Source organism: Paraburkholderia sp. Cpub6 (assembly GCF_014201065.1).
Lineage (GTDB): Bacteria > Pseudomonadota > Gammaproteobacteria > Burkholderiales > Burkholderiaceae > Paraburkholderia > Paraburkholderia tuberum.
This window is the reverse complement of record NZ_JACHDM010000023.1, coordinates 27,817-43,901: the sequence shown is the minus strand read 5'-3', so window position 1 is coordinate 43,901 and position 16,085 is coordinate 27,817. Positions and strand designations below refer to the sequence as shown.

Genomic DNA, 16,085 nt, shown 5'->3' with positions numbered 1-16,085 from the left:
GTGCGAGGCCGGTGCTGATCCGTCGCGCACGGCTTCGTCATGTTCGATCGTCGCCCCGCGTCAAGCCTTCGGCGCGGCAGCTGCGGCCTTCGCCCGATGCACTGCCTCGCCGACGCGTTCGACGAACTCGCGATCCGTACTCATCAGCGCTTCGCGCTCGCCGTCGGCCGTCTTGACCATCAGCCGATGCGTGATGTCCTGGGTCACCCAGGTAAGCCAACCGACCACGATCAGCATCACCCCGCATACGAGTCCCGCCGCCGAGTGCAGCACGCCCCCGACGATTGCGCCGAGCAGCCCGGCCACCGAGATCACGAGCGGCACGACCTTGTTCTTCTGCACGGTCACGACCTGCACGTCGACGATATCGCGCAGCGGGAAGACCTGACCTGCGGATGAGAGGGCGTTGCGCGTGACCGACACGCCGCGATCGTTGAAAGGGCTTTCCATCGTTTCAATGCGAGGGTGGTGATGCGCGCAGCGTAGCAGACTTCCTTCAAATTCCTAAAGTTACGGACGCGCGGTTTCGCCGCTATCCGAATCGCTCGACGTGATGCCGTGGTTCATCGCAATGCCAGATACGGTAACGCCGTCGCGCTCTTCACGTGCAACGTGACCTGGGGCGCGGCAAACTGCCCGAAGTCATGTTGCTGACCATCCCAAAGCACAAGCCGTGCTGGCAAATTCGCCTTGGTTTTTATATCTTCCACCCACTGCGCCAGCTTCTTCTCCCAGAACATGTTCGTTGGCTCCAATTTGTAAATAAGGCACGACACATACGTGTCAAGTGAAGGCCTGCTGCGGTTGATACGAGGCGCATCCTAATTATGTGCCGCGCGCGTTCGCGAGCGGCAACCTGTACCGGGGCCACCGCCTTGTGTGGGCCAATAAATGCAGGAGCCCTGCTGGCCCCGGTGGCTGAGCAATCCCCAGCGGGCGCGGCACAGATGAGGCCGGCCTTGAAGGCCTCTGACAGGGCAGGCGATGCCGTCCGTGGCTCAGGAACCGTATCATCGCGTTGCGGCTGGCGGCTAAACCGTTCATGGAGGTCTCCTGCCCTAGCGCGCGGTACCCGGCCTCGCGACCGGTATGACCGTCAGCGACCGGATACCCTGCGCACCGCGAACCAGTACGCCCTCGATGTCCGCGGTCGCCGACGGGCCGCTCATCAGCACCGCGTAGTTGGCCTCGAAGAACTCCTTGCGGTGATACGCCTGATGCAGATTGCCCACGATATCCGCGGGATCCAGCAACGCGATCAGATGCTGCGACAGGTAGCCGAGTGCATTGACGTTGTATTGCGCTTCGCTCAGCCAGATGGACCCTGTCTCGGCGACAGCAAACGCCGGGCGCACGATCCCGACATCCACGTCATTGAGCGCACGGGGATCGTCAACCAACGCGATGTCACGCGTGCCCGTGAACTCGGGCGTCGCTGAACAGAACACCGTGGCATCGCGGAAACGCGAGCGGACAAATTGCTCGAGGCTGGTGTCCTCCGGCAGTAGGCACCAGACGCCGCCAAGCCGGTCGAGCGATTTGCGGAAGCTCTTCACCTCCGGTGGCAATGCGCTATCGAACATCGGCACCTCCGGCAAGCGGCGCGGCACGGGTGAGACCTCGCGCAAACGGGACAAAATCATATTGCGGCTGCTCATTTGCTGCTCCTCTTGAGATACCAATCGCGAAATGTTTCCTTGGGCGCATCAGGCACCTCACGGTGCCTGCCCCACGCATTAAGCGGGTTGTAGAGCACGGCGCGCGGCAACACGGAAACGGCCGTCCCGGCTGTCTTGACGGCCGCCCGGTACAGCGCCGGGTGCGACAGCACCTGGCCGGTCACCTTCATGGCCTCCTGCTTGACGAACGGAAGCTCGTGCTGCTCGGCGACGATCTGCCGCCACTTGTAGATCTGCTCGTGTATGTTGATCCTGACGGGGCACACGCTCGTGCAGCTGCCGTTCATCGTCGAGGCAAAGGGCAACGAGCTGTACTTCTTCAGGTTGAAAGTCGGATTGATGATCGCGCCGATCGGACCCGAATAGACACCGCCATAGCTCAGGCCGCTGCTGCGCCGGTAGACAGGGCATGTGTTCATGCACGCTCCGCAGCGGATGCACTTGAGCGAATACCAGAAGTCGTCCATGCCGAGCCGTTCTGAACGGCCGTTGTCGACCAGCACGAAATGCATTTCGCTATCCTTGCGTGGACCGCGAAAGTGCGACGTGTACTGGGTGATCGGCGAGCCGATGGCGTTGCGCGAGAGCATGCGGATAAAGACGCCGAGATGTTCGAGCTTCGGAATCAGCTTCTCGATGCCGATCGACGCAATATGCAGCGGCGGCACGTTCGCGCTCAGGTCCGCGGTGCCCTCGTTGGTACAGACGGTAATGCCGCCCGTTTCCGCAACCGCGAAGTTGCAGCCGGTCATGCCCGCGTCGGCGTTGAGGATAAGCGGACGCGTGGCTTTTCTCTGCGCTTCGGCAAGCTTAGGGATGTTGCTCTCGTTCGGGTCGGTGCCAATCTTCTCCGGGAAGATCTTCGCTACGTCCGTGGCGAGCTTGTGCACGGCGGGGACCACGATATGCGAGGGAAGCTCGTCATCGAACTGCTGGATTTGTTCACCCAGATCCGTTTCCACGACAGTGATGCCGCGCTCCTCAAGGTACGGGCGCATCTCGCACTCTTCGGTCAGCATCGACTTGCTCTTGACGAGCAGCCTCGCGTGACGCTGACTCAGGATCTCGTAGACGATGCGGTTGTGCTCTTCGGCATCTTTGGCCCAGTGCACAGTCACGCCGTTGGCCGTCGCATTACGCTCGAACTGCTCCAGATAGTCCGCGAGGTGCGTGAGCGTATGCTCCTTGATCCCCGAGGCGAGCGAGCGCAACTCCTCCCACTCGGCGATGCCATGCACCTCTGCGTCGCGTCCGGTGCGCAGCTCCCACAGGCGTTTGTCGTGGAACTGGATGTGCTTTTCGTCAGCGATGAACTTCTCCGAAAAGCCGACATGGTCAACACGTGTCATGCTTGTGCTCCATTGAGAATCTGCGCGATATGGATGAACTTCAGGCCCAGCTCGAGACGGTCCGAGCAACCTTTCTGGTGCATGAGGCACGACGAATCGGCCGACACGATGTACTCGGCGCCATTGCGCTTGTGATCGCGGACCTTGTCGGCGCCCATGCGCGCCGACACCGGCTCCTCGGACACGCAGAACGTGCCGCCGAACCCGCAGCACTCGTCGGGACGGTCAGGCTGGATGAACTCGATGCCCCTGACACCCCTGAGCAGGGTCAATGGCTTCGAGAAAAACGGCTCATCGATCTCTGACATCTTCGCGGTGCGCAGCGAACGCAGCGTGCCGCAACTGTTGTGCAGGCCGACCTTGTGCGGAAATTCGGCCCACGGGAACTCTCGTACCTGCAGCACGTCGTGCAGGAACTCCACCAGTTCGTAGGTGTTGGACCGCACTGCCAGCGTATCGGGCGTCTGGTCTGCCGCGCTCAAATGGTCACGCACGTGGTGCACGCAACTGCCGCTGGGCGCGACGATGTAGTCGTAGCCGGTGAAGTTGCGCACGAAGAGGTTTTCTGTGGCGACGGCTTCCTTCTCGCAGCCGCTGTTGCCCATCGGCTGCCCGCAGCACGTCTGATCCAGTGGATAGTCGACGTCGCAGCCGAGGCGTTCCAGCAATTGCAGTGTCGCAATGCCCACATCAGGAAAGAACGCGTCAATGAAACAGGGAATGAAGAGTGCGACTTTCATGGCCAGTCCTTGAGCAAGTTGAGTGGGGAGCGGGCACGTCAGTGATAGGCCTGGTCTTTCGAGACCTCGCCCCGGAACACCGAATACGCGACACACGTGTACAGCACGATGAGCGGTAGCACGAAGAGCCCTGCGCCCCAGAACATGAATGCCTGCGACGCCGGCGGCGCAGCGGCATCAGACAACGTGACTTGAAAAGGAATGATGTAGGGCAGGTAGGACCCCACCAAAGCGAGAAGCAGCAGTACGAAGCTTGCTGCTGTGTAAGGATAAGGAAGCTTCGGTGAGCCGTGCCGCGCAGCCCAACCCGCCGGGCTACGACTCAATATCTCGTCCACTTTAGTTCCCACCAAGTCGTTTATTGGGAACTAAACACTCCTGCGCAAACTGAACAAGACGAGCACTCGGACCTCAGAAAGGCCGACTTGACGTCGAGTGCTACCGGTGAAATGAGAGAAGTCGGATAGAAATGTATCGACTACTATTGGATGCAAACTCTGCAAAGGTCGACGGTTCTCCGGTAGACGTTCCGCTTAAGCCATGGGACATAGGTGTATTCGTCGTAAGCGTTCGTGCCGACGTAGATCCAGTTATGCAAACAGTTGGAGGACATGAAAGTCACCTCAAAATGAAGGTTGGGGAAAAAGCGTTGTCGGCGCGTCACTCGCGTGGCGGCAGTACGGCTACTTCAAAAACGTGACTGTGGTTGCACTTGTCACGACCATTCCTGCGAGACGAGGAGAACGCGCAAGCGAGATACAATGTTTTCGTTACGCAGTCGATGAACGAGACGGCTGGTACCAGGAGCGAGTCTGTGAGCTCAAGCGGGATGGCCGGACCGACTGCAAGCACGCTCATCGCGCACAGAAAACAGAAAACGGGCCGCGCGAAGGGGGCGTCGCCTACGACCGCGAGTCCAGACACCACCACGATCAGGCTTGTGCCTACTGTCGCGCCGAGTGCCGCGTCGCTGTCGGTCAATGCGAAGTCCAAAGATATCTCGATCAATTCCCACCAGCAGACAACAAGCGCCGAAATGGTGACTGCGAGCCCGGCCGATCCGCCGATGCTGTTGCCGTTGGACGCCTTTGTTTCCGCCCGCGGAAAACAGCGATGACCTATGCGTTTGCTAAACATGGTTAACCTTGGACTGGCATGCCGAGACGAAAACGCGTGTCTTCAACACGTAACGCATCTGAGCCTGTCGACGCACACAACGACTTGCAGGTCAACGCTCACCGATAGGCGGGGGCGGGACCTGTCGTGCCTTTAAAGGGAGTCGACTTGTAAGCAGCACCGCCTATGATTGCCAAGATAGACGGCCGGGTGGTATCGAATCCATTCTGCGAGCGTTTGGACTTTCGCCCACCGTTGTTTGTCGAGCTCATACGTCGGTATGGCTCGGCTTACCGTCGGTCTGAAAGATCCAAAGCGTAGGTTTTTGCGTTTGAAGACAACGTCGACGCGGGCCGCCGTGGAGCAGTTCAGTCGCAATAATCGCTAATGGAACTTGCCGGACTGCGCGTCTCGCTCTGCAGAAGACTCTAGCAACCGTAAGGAAAAGATATGGGGACAGTCAGAAGAGGTTCGGGGGCAACATTCCGAGGCAGCACCGCGGCGGTCAGATTAGCCACGAGAGGTGTACTCAAGGTTCCTTGGACGGCGTTCGTACGATGAAACCTTGAGCGAAGGGCGCGCCCGGCAAGTCTCGATGCGGGGGCCGACGCACTGCGTCTCATCATTCCGGAAGGGATAGTCAGACATACGTCGGTATGATGGACAAGTCGACGCTCCAGGGTCTAGATTGAATAAGCAATCATTGGCAAGCGACCTTATGTCCTCCCGAAGCCCCTCGCAACGACAGCCGCGGGCTTCCGTTTCCGGGATCGTCTGGATTGTCGACGACGACGAATCATCCCGCCTGGCGCTCGAAAGCCTGGTGCAATCGCTCGGCTATTCGACCGAAACTTACTCGCTGCCTTCGGACTATCTGGCGGCGCGGGCGTCGCACCTTCGCACCGAAAACGGAGTCCTGCTTTCCGACGTCCGCATGCCCGGCATGTCAGGACTGGAGTTGCTTGACCGTCTTGTCGCACTGGGCGCCGCGCCGCCGACGATCTTCGTGAGCGCGTTTCCCAGCGACGCGCTGCGAGCGCAGGTGCAGTCCAGCACAGCCATCACGCTGCTCGACAAGCCCGTGGACGCGGCGCTCCTGAAGCGAGCACTCGGCAACGTCGGGATTTAGACAGGGGCGCTCAAAACAGCGTTTTCGGACCTCTTTCCGTCAATGGCGGCTGGCGCGAGCCTAAGGGCGCGGCTTTGTTTGTTGCCGCCCAATTTCGAGTGCGACGGCCTTGAAGACGAGATCCGGGAGTGAGCGCGCGCCCATTTTTTTCATCAACTGGCCGCGATGGATTTTCACCGTGATTTCGCTCAGGTTGAGTTGCGCGGCGATCTGCTTGTTGAGCATTCCGCTGACCACCAGCGCCAGGATCTCGCGTTCGCGCGGCGTCAGCGAGGCGTACGCGGCGCGTACAGCCGCGAGGCCGTGTTCCTTTTCGAGGCGTTGCGAGTCTTTCGAAATTGCCTCGGAAATCGCGTCGAGCATATCCTGGTCACGAAACGGCTTCGGGAAAAAATGGAATGCACCAGCTCTCATTGCTCGCACCGACATTTCCATGTCGCCGTGCCCCGTCATGAAGAGAACCGGCATTTGTAGTCCCTCGCGTGCCATCGCCTGCTGGAACGCCAGACCGCTTTCGCCTTTGAGCCTGACATCGAGGATGAGACAGCTCGGGCCGGCGGGTTTGCGAAACGTCATGAATTCCTGCACGGAACAGAACGTCTCGACGGAATACCCGACGGACTCCAGTAGATCGCACAGCGCGAGGCGGATGGACTCTTCGTCGTCGACGACGAAGACTGTCGAGCCGCGGATTCCACCCGTGGACGACGGTACATGCCGATCGGTAGCCATAAACGAGTCCTCAACACGCCAGAATGCGGCGAACTGACGAGACATTTCGCCCGCTTGACAGAGACGCGTCCGCGCCGTTTTGCGCCCATAAGACGCGTTTCAAGTATGACACGGTAAAACGAGAGTGGGGTAGATGCCCGAATGGAGCTTTGCCGCCGCCCAAGCGGCCCGCTACCCTTGCATCTACGTCTGCAATGCGTCGCACGAAGCGGCTAGAACATGAACCGCGGCATGGGGCGAGGAATACACCCTCTGTTCGGAACTTACTATGTCGTCGATGCCAGAGGCGTGCTGCAGATTTACCTCTGCGCGCCTTGGCAAGCGCAGCCACCCGGCCCCGCTTGACGCGGGGGCAGCACAAGAGCAGGAGATACCGGAAAACAGCTGCTGTTGGCCGCTGCATGCCCCGGCAGCACAAACGCAGCCGCAAACCGCCCCTGCCGCCGCGGGCTTTAAACCTGCGGTCTTAGGCGCGCTGAGTTGCTGCACGCGGACAATCGTGCCGTTCGACAGGGATGGCGAAGCGAAACACCGCACTGCCAGGCTTGTTCGGCGCCTGCGTCGATGCGCTCGCCATGAGTCTCGGCGATGGACCTGCAAATCGCAAGGCCCATGCCCTTGCCTCCCGCTTTCGTCGTATAAAACGATTCAAAAAAGCTGTTCCAGCTCTCCGTCGCGCAGCCCCACGCCGGTGTCTCATGCTTCGAGCGATGGTATCCGGCGCTCGCGGGCAACGATCACGCTCACCATATCGCGGCGTAGAGCCCCCGCTTTGGCGCTGTGACCCGGGAGAGCTGCTCGAGCAGCATGCGGCTACGGCCCCACAGTCGCCCACTCGCGTCGCGTACTCAATCGTTATCGAAATCTCGGAGGCGGAGCCTATACGCCCGTATATTCACGCAACTCTGAACACCGTGCCGGTGCATCCCAACGTAGAGGCGTTCCTTCCTTCCGTGTGATAGCCCAATTTCGGTCGCGGCTGTACCGTAAACCCATGCCCGATGCAGCCGCGCTTTGCGCCTGGAACGGCCTCCGGTCTGACTAGCGCAGGCGGCTTCGAGCCAAATCGAGGTTCCGTCAAGACTTCGCGTCGCTTGTATTCGCAGCAGCCCCTTTGCCCCGGCGGCGACGTTTGATACTTAGAGCGCAGGCTGCCCGTTGTCAACGACTGGCCGATGCGAAAGACGCAAAGAGGTGGACATGAAAAGCCGGAGCTTCCTGACACATCAGGAGATTTTCGACCACGCTGTAGAGCATTTATTCGGCCAGGCGCGAGCCTCCCTGCTGCCTCGCGGCGGCGGCGCCTATCGAGGCTACTGCGGTAGCTGTCCGGTCGGCAGCTTCATTAAGCCGCGCGACTATATGACGGCAATGGAAGGCGTGCCCATCCGCTACGTCGCAAAACCGCCAAAGGACGTGCCGGCTTATATGGATATCGGTGTCGCGGCGCTCAAGCGCGCGCTGCTTCGCTCGCGCATCGATGTGTCCGATCCGGTGACTGTCGAATTGCTTAGTTGTCTGCAGAACGTCCACGATGTATTTGGCACATGGGAATGGAGTGAGCGGCTGGCATCAATTGCTCGACAATTTGCCCTGTCGGCCACGTTTCTGAAAGCCGCTGCTTGAGGGTTGCAGGTGTCGTGATGCAGTGCGCAAGAGAGATCTACGAGCGCGTCAGCGCTCATCTGCTTAACCAGGAGGCCGTCTCGGAGGACGAGAACGGCTCATGCCGGCTGCGCGGCGACAACGACCGCGAGTGCGCGGTCGGATCGCTCGTTAGCGACGAGTTTTATCACCGGGACATCGAAGGGATCGGCATTTCGTACTATCGGCACGCCCGGGACGGCAAGCTACTGCAGGCGCTGTATGCATCCAACGTCGATGCCTACGATCCGGGCATTGTCGATCTGCTGTGCGAACTTGAGGAGATTCACGACGGCGCCAGCGTTGATCAGTGGCCAGATCTTCTCGCCGCTCTCGGTAAGCGGTACGGGTTCGTCTGATGCGAGGGTTCGCGAGTCGTAGCGGCCGGTGGCATGCTGATTGATCAGCCACAGGATAGTGAAGCGTGCGTCGCGACCAGATTCCGTCGTTTGCGAGGAAAACCGACGTCCGTTTTCGCCACGACCGTCGTCGCGCACTTCCAGGAGGCAGTCGCGGCCGCTTCGCTCCAGTGTATTGGTGACGGTATATGTTGATACCTCGACGGACGCGACAAACGTTTGGCTCGTCACCGATATCTCGGTAAAGCGATAGCTGCTGCGGTGCAGGCGCGAGCGACGAGATGGCGAAAAAACGAATCGCTTTATCGCGGCCACCGGAACAACACGCATGGGTACACGCCGGCTTTCCGCACGCTGCTGAACGACGGTATTGGACCCTACACCTGAGCGGATTGGTCTTATCCCTGTCGCCGCCTGCGCTATACCGCCGTATAGGCTTTAGACGGGCAGGTAGAAGCGCGATAACCGACGGTACGATATCTTCCTGGGTCGCTAGCGTCTATCGTGGGAAATGTGGACAGCGCCTTTGCACAGGGGCAATCGACGGAGTCTGATTCATCCGGCGGCGTCCGAAACGTGATGGTCCAGTGGCATTCGCGCGGCTCGGATGCACGGTAGCGTGCGAGCCAGACCTCGATACGCATACTGATAATGGAGATCCCGTCACACCCGCCTGGAGAAGTAATTCATGTTTGACGAACGAGCACGAGTGAAGACATTGCAGTTTGCGCAAGCACATCCTTGGCGTCGGGACGTCAAACGACGAAATACCGGATTCGCTGTCACCGCTGCGACGCATGTCGTCTCCTGGCGAACGCTCATCCAGACAGTATCTGACTTCCTGTTGAACATCGGTGACGCTGCGTTCACCTCGGCGGTGTCGACAAGACCGGTGTTGTTGGCCCAGGCATTGCCGCGCTACTCGGCGCTCACCATGCCGCTAAAGTTTTCTCTTTCCTGTGTGCGATGAGTCTTTTTTGCGTTGCCCCATCGACCCCAATGGCGTTTTAGCGTCCGCGCGCCTTGGCTTCGCGATAGTCATCGACAGCGAAACCGGGGTATTTCCTCGGCCCGTTTCTGCGCCGAGTCGGTGCACTCCGATTAGCCGTCGGAAATTACTCGCATTGGGCGCCGGAAATCAACATGCGGCTATACACCGGCTTCACGAGATCGTGGTCTCACCAACGGCTGCTAAGGAAGTGACATGTCAAACATTTTGCGTAACTGGCTCTATGTAGGGACCAATGCCTACCGCGAATATAGCTTCTCGCCTCGTTCGACCGGAACGCATACCGACGAACCCCGTCCGAACCAGCTCTGCCTTTGATAAGCAGAGCGGCCGCTATTGGCTATTGCGTGTCTTATGCAAGCACTCATCCTTGGCAGGAGTGAATATGGAGATCGGCAGATCAGGTTTCCGGGTCGAATACGATTCGCTGGGCAAGCGGGAAATACCCGAGGAAGCGCGATATGGCATTCACACGCCTGGCGCCGTCGAGAACTGTCCCATATCGGGGACGCCGGTAGGCGCATACCCAAACCTGCGGAATGCGCTGGCGGCAGTCAAGCAGGCTGTCGCAGAAGTGAATGCCGAGTTGCATCGACTCGAACCCCCACTTGGTGACGCAATCGTCGCCTCTTGCGTGGAGGCGCAGAAAGGACGCTTGTGTGACCAGTGCTTCGTCGACGTGACTCAGGGCCGCGCTGACACTGAGAACGACATGAACGCCAACGAGGTGATATGCAACCGCGCTCTTGAACTTCTGGGTCGTCCGCGCGGCGACTATGTTCATCTGGATCCAGGTGCGCGCATGTGTCCCGGAGGCGGCAATGTCTATTCGACCGCACTTCGGATCTCGATCTGCGTTGCGATTGAACACCTATGTGACGGGTGCGATGCGTTGCGGTCCGCCCTCGTCAGAAAGGCGGAGGAATTCCGCGATTTGCTGCAACTCGACCGAACCACCCAGTTATACGATGCAGTTCACACCACGCTGGGTTTCAAGTTTTTGACGCATGCGCTTATGCTGGACGAACAGATGGTCAGGTTGCGAGAGTCATCCGCGCAGCTTCGTGAAATCTATCTTCGCGCGACGATTGACGCGGGCGCTACGGCCCATTCCGGATATGAAGTCGAAGCGGTTGAAGTTGACGCGGTTGATGCAGTAAACGCAATGACCGCGCTCGGTTTGCCTATGGCGTCAACTCCGATTGAAAGAACCCAAGAGTGTGCCGCGTATTTGCGGATTTCCGGCATTTTGACCGACATCGCTGTCGAGCTTTCGAACGCGTGCAGTGACCTCCATCTGATATCCATCCGGGCACTATTCGACGTGCCCGAAATCGATCTCGCGTGGATGCGGACCGACTCCTTTGTCACGCCTGGCAGACCGAATGCGGTGATTTCCGATGTCGTCCGTCAGATGGCACTCCGGATTTTGGCGAGCGACGTCGCGGTCACATTCGCGGCTGAATCGGTTCAGGTGCATCCATGCAAGACGCTGGCCGAGCATTGCATCAGGGAGATCGCGGCCAATTCCGAACAGATCCGGGAGATGCCCGAGTGTCGTCGCGCGATGGCGACTGCGGCAAATCCCTATATTGGCGGCAAGAGTGCTCGCATACCCGGCGCGCATTCCAGATACAGCATGCTAAGAGAGGCGGTGCTGCACCGGCAGCTGATAGCCGAGGAGGAACTCGATCGGGCCCTGCGCGCTGGCGCAGGCGATTTATCGGTAGTTTTGTCGATGCCGGCGTAGAGAGCAAAAGACCCGTGAGGCAAGTGTGCATGTAAGCGCGCGAATCAGACGCTGAGTGCGCGCGTCCCATCGGGAGGGCACATGTCACCGGCATGCCATGGCAATACGTAGGAGTCCAGCGTATTGATAGAGATTGTTTGCGAACCCATGCTGACGGCGAACCGTGCTTCATTGCATGGCGGGTCTACAGCATCGGGAAATTTTTTACCTGGATCAATCCTCTGCCTTGTGAACATCGTGAAACATTCCGTTCCTGTCGCGCCTAAAATTGCACGTATCTTCTTATCTTCGTTCATACGATCGCCCAAGCGGACGCACGTGATGGTCGCGGCTTGCAGCGCAATCCTGCTGTCGGCATGCCAGTCGCGCGAAGCCGCCGCTCCTGAGCCGAAGCCCGTGGTCGCCCTGGCCGTTCACGCCGACGGGCGCGCGGTAGGTGCGTCGCTGCCGGCTCAGGTGCAGGCGCGCTACTCGACGGTGCTTTCGTTCCGGGTGGGCGGCAAAATCATCGAACGGCGGGTTCATCTCGGCGATGCCGTCAAGGCGGGACAGGTTGTTGCACTGCTCGACCCGACCGACCTGCGCAATAATCTGGCCAACGCACGAGCCCAGCTCGATGCCGCCGAACATCGACTTGTCTACGCGAAGCAGCAGCTCGACCGCGATCAGGCGCAGGCGCAGGCGAACCTGATCGCGCCGGCGCAACTTGAACAGACGCAGGACGCCTACGCCTCCGCGCTCGCCCAGCGCGACTCGGCGCTCGCCCAGATGGCGCTCGCCTCGGACAATCTGCGCTATGCGACGCTGACAGCGGACCACGACGGCGTGATTGCCTCGGAGGACGCCGACACGGGCCAGAACGTTCAGGGAACCCAATCGATCTATCACCTCGACTGGACGGGCGACGTAGACATCGTCTGCGACGCGCCCGAGCGGACGCTGAACTCACTGACAGTTGGCAGCAAAGCGCGCGTAACGCTGCCGGCGCTACCCGGCAAGACCTTCGAGGCGCGCGTGCGCGAGGTATCGGCTGCTGCCGATCGAGAAAGCCGCACCTGGCGCGTCAAGCTCACCCTGAATGCGCCCAGCCCTGCAGTGCGCCTCGGCATGACGGCGATTGTGGGGTTCGATGCCGTCGGCGACGCGCCCGTGGGGCAGATTTTTACGCTGCCTGTGACGGCGCTCTTTCACCAGGGTGAGCACCCCGCTGTCTGGGTGGTGCGCGCCGGCAGCGACACACTCGAACTGCGCCCGGTCACTATCGAGCGATATGACGAGCGCACCGTCTCGATCGGATCGGGCCTCCGCGACGGAGACCGCGTCATGCTCCAAGGCGCACACGCCGTGAGCGCAGGCCAGCATGTGCAGGTGGTGCCCCCGCTTCATCCCGAGGACTTCCCGTCATGAGGGCCCGCGACAGTGAATCCGCAGGCAACAGCGCGCCCGTCCCGCGTTCCGACGCCGAAACGCCGGGTGAAGGTGGCTTTAACCTGTCTGCATGGTCGTTGCGCCATCAGCAGCTCGTGATCTTTCTGATCGGGCTCGCCACGCTTTTCGGCGTGATCGGTTATACGCAACTCGCGCAGTCGGAAGATCCGCCGTTCACCTTCCGCACGATGGTGATCAAGACCTACTGGCCTGGTGCGACTGCGCGCGAGGTGCAGGAACAGATCACGGACCGGATCGGCCGCCAGCTGCAAGCGGCGCCGTATATCGACTACATCAAGAGCTACTCGCGCCCCGGCGAGTCGATGATCTTCTTCGCCATGAAGGACTCCGCGCCCGTCAAGGAAGTGCCGGAAACCTGGTATCAGGTGCGCAAGAAAGTCGGCGACATTGCCGCGACGCTGCCGAAGGGCACAGTCGGTCCGTTCTTCAATGACGAATTCGGTGACGTCTACACCAACATCTATGCGCTCGAAGGCGACGGCTTTTCGCCGGCGCAACAGCACGACTACGCTGACAAGCTGCGCACAGTCCTGCTGCGCATACCCGGTGTGGCCAAGGTCGACTATTTTGGCGACCCCGATCAGCACATCTTCGTCGAGATATCGAATGCGCAGCTCACGCGGCTCGCAATCACGCCGCAGCAACTCGCTCAGGCCATCGACGCGCAGAACACCGTGGCGCCCGTCGGCACCATCACGACCGGGGACGACCGCGTGTTCGTGCGGCCGAGCGGCGCGTTCAAGGACGTGCAGGCGCTCGCGGACATGCTGATCACCATCAACAAGCGCACGTTCCGGCTGGGCGACATCGCGAAGATCACACGCGGTTATGACGATCCACCGGTGACCCAGATGCGCGTCGGCGGCCAGGCGGTGCTCGGCATCGGCGTGACGATGCAAAAGGGCGGCGACGTGATCGACCTCGGCAAGGCGCTCGACGCAAAAGCCGCCGAACTGCAGGCCACGCTGCCGGCGGGTCTGAAACTCGCGCCGGTGTCGAGCATGCCGCACGCGGTGAAGCACTCGGTGGATGAGTTCGTGAAATCGGTTGGCGAAGCGGTGGCGATCGTGCTGGTCGTGAGCCTCGTCTCGCTCGGTCTGCGCACCGGCATGGTCGTCGTGATCACGATTCCGATCGTGCTGGCGGCAACCGCGCTGTGCATGCACATCTTCAATATCGGCCTGGACAAGGTCTCGCTCGGCACACTCGTGCTCGCGCTGGGTCTGCTCGTCGACGACGCGATCATTGCCGTGGAAATGATGGCGGTGAAGCTGGAGCAAGGCTGGAGCCGGGCGCGCTCGGCAGCGTTCGCGTATACCAGCACGGCATTCCCGATGCTGACGGGCACGCTCGTCACCGTATGCGGCTTCCTGCCGATTGCGCTCGCCAAATCGAGCACGGGCGAATACACGCGTTCGATCTTCGAAGTGTCGGCCATCGCGCTGATCGTTTCGTGGTTCGCGGCCGTCGTGCTGGTGCCGTTGCTGGGTTATCACCTGCTGCCGGAACGCAAGCCTCAACCCGGCGGTGCACACCATGATCCGCATGAAATCGGCAACACCGGCTTCTACCGGCACCTGTCGGGATGGGTTGCGTGGTGCGTCGAGCGTCGATGGGTCGTGCTCGGCGTCACCGTCGTGCTTTTCGCGATCTCCATGCTGGCCTTCACGCGCGTGCCGCAGCAGTTCTTCCCGAACTCGGAACGGCCGGAACTGCTGGTCGATCTGCGGTTGCCGGAAGGCGCCTCGTTCGAAGCGACGCTGCGTGAAGCGAAGCGCCTGGAAAAGGTGCTCGACGGCAAAGCCGGGATCGACCACTTCGTCGACTTCGTCGGCACCGGCGCGCCGCGTTTTTACCTGACGCTCGACCAGCAGCTTCAACAGCCGAATTTCGCGCAGTTCGTGATTACCGCAAAAAGCGTGGAAAACCGCGAGGAACTGATGCGTTGGCTCGACGGCATGCTCGAGAAGGACTTCTCCGGCATGCGCACGCGCGTCTCCCGGCTCGAGAACGGTCCGCCGGTCGGCTTCCCGATCAAGTTCCGCGTGAGCGGCGACGATATCGCGACCGTCCGATCGATTGCGCAGACGGTGTCGGACAAGGTCCGCGCCGATCCCCGCACGCGCAACGTCCAGTTCGACTGGGACGAGCCGGCGGAGCGCTCGATCTCGTTCGAGATCGATCAGAACCGCGCGCGCCAGCTTGGCGTCACCTCGGAAGACGTGTCGAACTTCCTCGCGATGACGCTATCAGGCTACACGGTGACGCAGTACCGCGAGCGCGACAAGCTGATCAACGTCGATCTGCGTGCGCCAAAGAGCGAACGTGTCAATCCGGCGCAGCTTATGAGCCTCGCGCTTCCGACGCCCCACGGCCCGGTGCCGCTCGGTTCGCTCGGACACGTGCGCGATACGCTCGAGTACGGCGTCATCTGGCAACGCGACCGTCAGCCGACCATCACGGTGCAGGCGGACGTGCGCGGCGACGCGCAGGGCATCGACGTGACCCACGACATCGAACGTGCGCTCGCGGCGGAAACCGCCAGGCTGCCGGTCGGCTATCGCATTCAGGTGGGCGGCGCGGTCGAAGAAAGCGTGAAGGGCCAGACGTCGATCAATGCCGAAATGCCGTTGATGATCATCGCCGTGCTGCTGTTGCTGATGATCCAGCTCAAGAACTTCGCGCGGACCTTCATCGTCGTGCTGACGGCGCCGCTCGGCCTGATTGGCGTCGTGGCCGCGCTGCTGCTGTTCGGCAAGCCCTTCGGCTTCGTCGCGCTGCTGGGCGTGATTGCCATGTTCGGCATCATCATGCGCAACTCCGTGATTCTGGTCGACCAGATCGATCAGGATATCGCGGCAGGGCAGCCGCGCTTCGACGCGATTATCGGCGCAACGATAAGGCGTTTCAGGCCGATCATGCTGACTGCCGCCGCCGCCGTCCTCGCGCTGATTCCGCTGCTGCGCTCGGGCTTCTTCGGTCCGATGGCGACCGCACTGATGGGCGGTATCACGATTGCGACGGTACTGACCGTGTTCTTCCTGCCCGCGCTGTACGCGGCGTGCTTCAGGGTCCGGCACGACGAGCGCGGAATGCAACCGGTCGTGGACGAGCATACGGAGATTTGAG

General features: G+C 60.7%; 15 protein-coding genes and 1 pseudogene. 7 read left to right on the top strand and 9 right to left on the bottom strand.

The genetic code is table 11. From position 1 onward, the window contains the following. Window positions 1-60: 60 nt before the first annotated feature. From HDG33_RS28575 to HDG33_RS28545, 7 genes and pseudogenes are all read right to left on the bottom strand, one after another. Window positions 61-450, bottom strand: coding sequence for a DUF6232 family protein (locus tag HDG33_RS28575; protein ID WP_184037105.1), 390 nt, complete (start codon window positions 448-450; stop codon window positions 61-63). A 125-nt stretch (window positions 451-575) separates the two neighbouring features. Next, window positions 576-740 (bottom strand): annotated as a pseudogene (locus tag HDG33_RS28570) (SAM-dependent methyltransferase); the annotation flags it as partial. Between the two features lie 318 nt (window positions 741-1,058). Further along, entirely contained in the window at window positions 1,059-1,658 is a 600-nt protein-coding gene (locus tag HDG33_RS28565) for an LUD domain-containing protein (protein WP_184037102.1), read from the bottom strand. Next, window positions 1,655-3,028: a lactate utilization protein B gene (locus HDG33_RS28560; protein ID WP_184037098.1), complete on the bottom strand. Its 1,374-nt coding sequence runs from the start codon at window positions 3,026-3,028 to the stop codon at window positions 1,655-1,657. The genes HDG33_RS28565 and HDG33_RS28560 overlap by 4 nt, the downstream gene beginning before the upstream one ends. Beyond that, window positions 3,025-3,768 (bottom strand): (Fe-S)-binding protein, encoded by a 744-nt coding sequence (locus tag HDG33_RS28555; RefSeq protein ID WP_090809405.1) that lies wholly within the window; start codon window positions 3,766-3,768, stop codon window positions 3,025-3,027. Before HDG33_RS28555 ends, HDG33_RS28560 begins: the two co-directional genes overlap by 4 nt. Window positions 3,769-3,806: 38 nt before the next feature. Beyond that, complete coding sequence (locus tag HDG33_RS28550) at window positions 3,807-4,106, bottom strand: cytochrome d ubiquinol oxidase subunit II (RefSeq protein WP_311548389.1); 300 nt, start codon at window positions 4,104-4,106, stop codon at window positions 3,807-3,809. A 322-nt stretch (window positions 4,107-4,428) separates the two neighbouring features. After that, window positions 4,429-4,905: a hypothetical protein gene (locus HDG33_RS28545; protein WP_184037094.1), complete on the bottom strand. Its 477-nt coding sequence runs from the start codon at window positions 4,903-4,905 to the stop codon at window positions 4,429-4,431. 667 nt (window positions 4,906-5,572) lie between these two features. On the opposite strand from HDG33_RS28545, the gene HDG33_RS28540 reads away from it, so the two are divergent. Further along, a complete protein-coding gene (locus tag HDG33_RS28540; RefSeq protein WP_260330610.1) occupies window positions 5,573-6,013 on the top strand; it encodes a response regulator transcription factor in 441 nt (146 codons plus the stop codon). A 60-nt stretch (window positions 6,014-6,073) separates the two neighbouring features. Here the strand turns inward: HDG33_RS28540 and HDG33_RS28535 are convergent, their stop codons facing one another. Both HDG33_RS28535 and HDG33_RS38405 read right to left on the bottom strand, forming a co-directional pair. Then, window positions 6,074-6,745, bottom strand: coding sequence for a response regulator transcription factor (locus HDG33_RS28535; RefSeq protein ID WP_184037092.1), 672 nt, complete (start codon window positions 6,743-6,745; stop codon window positions 6,074-6,076). 452 nt (window positions 6,746-7,197) lie between these two features. Next, the gene (locus HDG33_RS38405; protein ID WP_409259083.1) at window positions 7,198-7,479 is read right to left on the bottom strand and encodes an ATP-binding protein; all 282 of its coding nucleotides are present in this window, start codon (window positions 7,477-7,479) and stop codon (window positions 7,198-7,200) included. A 466-nt stretch (window positions 7,480-7,945) separates the two neighbouring features. Between HDG33_RS38405 and HDG33_RS28530 the strand changes: the two genes are divergently transcribed. The 6 genes from HDG33_RS28530 (at window position 7,946) to HDG33_RS28505 (ending at window position 16,084) form a co-directional block, all read left to right on the top strand. Further along, window positions 7,946-8,371 carry a hypothetical protein gene (locus HDG33_RS28530; RefSeq protein ID WP_184037089.1) on the top strand — a complete coding sequence of 142 codons (426 nt, stop codon included), beginning with the start codon at window positions 7,946-7,948 and terminating at the stop codon, window positions 8,369-8,371. Window positions 8,372-8,388: 17 nt separating this feature from the next. Next, on the top strand, window positions 8,389-8,748 hold the full coding sequence (locus HDG33_RS28525; protein WP_184037315.1) for a hypothetical protein: 360 nt from the start codon (window positions 8,389-8,391) through the stop codon (window positions 8,746-8,748). A 688-nt stretch (window positions 8,749-9,436) separates the two neighbouring features. Further along, a complete protein-coding gene (locus HDG33_RS28520; protein ID WP_184037086.1) occupies window positions 9,437-9,718 on the top strand; it encodes a hypothetical protein in 282 nt (93 codons plus the stop codon). Between the two features lie 424 nt (window positions 9,719-10,142). Then, window positions 10,143-11,507 (top strand): lyase family protein, encoded by a 1,365-nt coding sequence (locus HDG33_RS28515; RefSeq protein WP_184037084.1) that lies wholly within the window; start codon window positions 10,143-10,145, stop codon window positions 11,505-11,507. Window positions 11,508-11,828: 321 nt separating this feature from the next. Beyond that, window positions 11,829-12,914, top strand: coding sequence for an efflux RND transporter periplasmic adaptor subunit (locus HDG33_RS28510; RefSeq protein ID WP_184037313.1), 1,086 nt, complete (start codon window positions 11,829-11,831; stop codon window positions 12,912-12,914). Further along, a complete protein-coding gene (locus HDG33_RS28505) occupies window positions 12,911-16,084 on the top strand; it encodes an efflux RND transporter permease subunit (RefSeq protein WP_184037081.1) in 3,174 nt (1,057 codons plus the stop codon). The genes HDG33_RS28510 and HDG33_RS28505 overlap by 4 nt, the downstream gene beginning before the upstream one ends. Window position 16,085 lies beyond the last annotated feature (1 nt).

Coding starts and splice junctions, on each gene's coding strand:
- HDG33_RS28510 (WP_184037313.1), top strand. CDS start 11,829: ATGGTCGCGGCTTGCAGCGCAATCCTGCTGTCGGCATGCCAGTCGCGC.
- HDG33_RS28575 (WP_184037105.1), bottom strand. CDS start 450: ATGGAAAGCCCTTTCAACGATCGCGGCGTGTCGGTCACGCGCAACGCC.
- HDG33_RS28505 (WP_184037081.1), top strand. CDS start 12,911: ATGAGGGCCCGCGACAGTGAATCCGCAGGCAACAGCGCGCCCGTCCCG.
- HDG33_RS28545 (WP_184037094.1), bottom strand. CDS start 4,905: ATGTTTAGCAAACGCATAGGTCATCGCTGTTTTCCGCGGGCGGAAACA.
- HDG33_RS28530 (WP_184037089.1), top strand. CDS start 7,946: ATGAAAAGCCGGAGCTTCCTGACACATCAGGAGATTTTCGACCACGCT.
- HDG33_RS28555 (WP_090809405.1), bottom strand. CDS start 3,768: ATGAAAGTCGCACTCTTCATTCCCTGTTTCATTGACGCGTTCTTTCCT.
- HDG33_RS28535 (WP_184037092.1), bottom strand. CDS start 6,745: ATGGCTACCGATCGGCATGTACCGTCGTCCACGGGTGGAATCCGCGGC.
- HDG33_RS28525 (WP_184037315.1), top strand. CDS start 8,389: ATGCAGTGCGCAAGAGAGATCTACGAGCGCGTCAGCGCTCATCTGCTT.
- HDG33_RS28565 (WP_184037102.1), bottom strand. CDS start 1,658: ATGAGCAGCCGCAATATGATTTTGTCCCGTTTGCGCGAGGTCTCACCC.
- HDG33_RS28515 (WP_184037084.1), top strand. CDS start 10,143: ATGGAGATCGGCAGATCAGGTTTCCGGGTCGAATACGATTCGCTGGGC.
- HDG33_RS28520 (WP_184037086.1), top strand. CDS start 9,437: ATGTTTGACGAACGAGCACGAGTGAAGACATTGCAGTTTGCGCAAGCA.
- HDG33_RS28560 (WP_184037098.1), bottom strand. CDS start 3,028: ATGACACGTGTTGACCATGTCGGCTTTTCGGAGAAGTTCATCGCTGAC.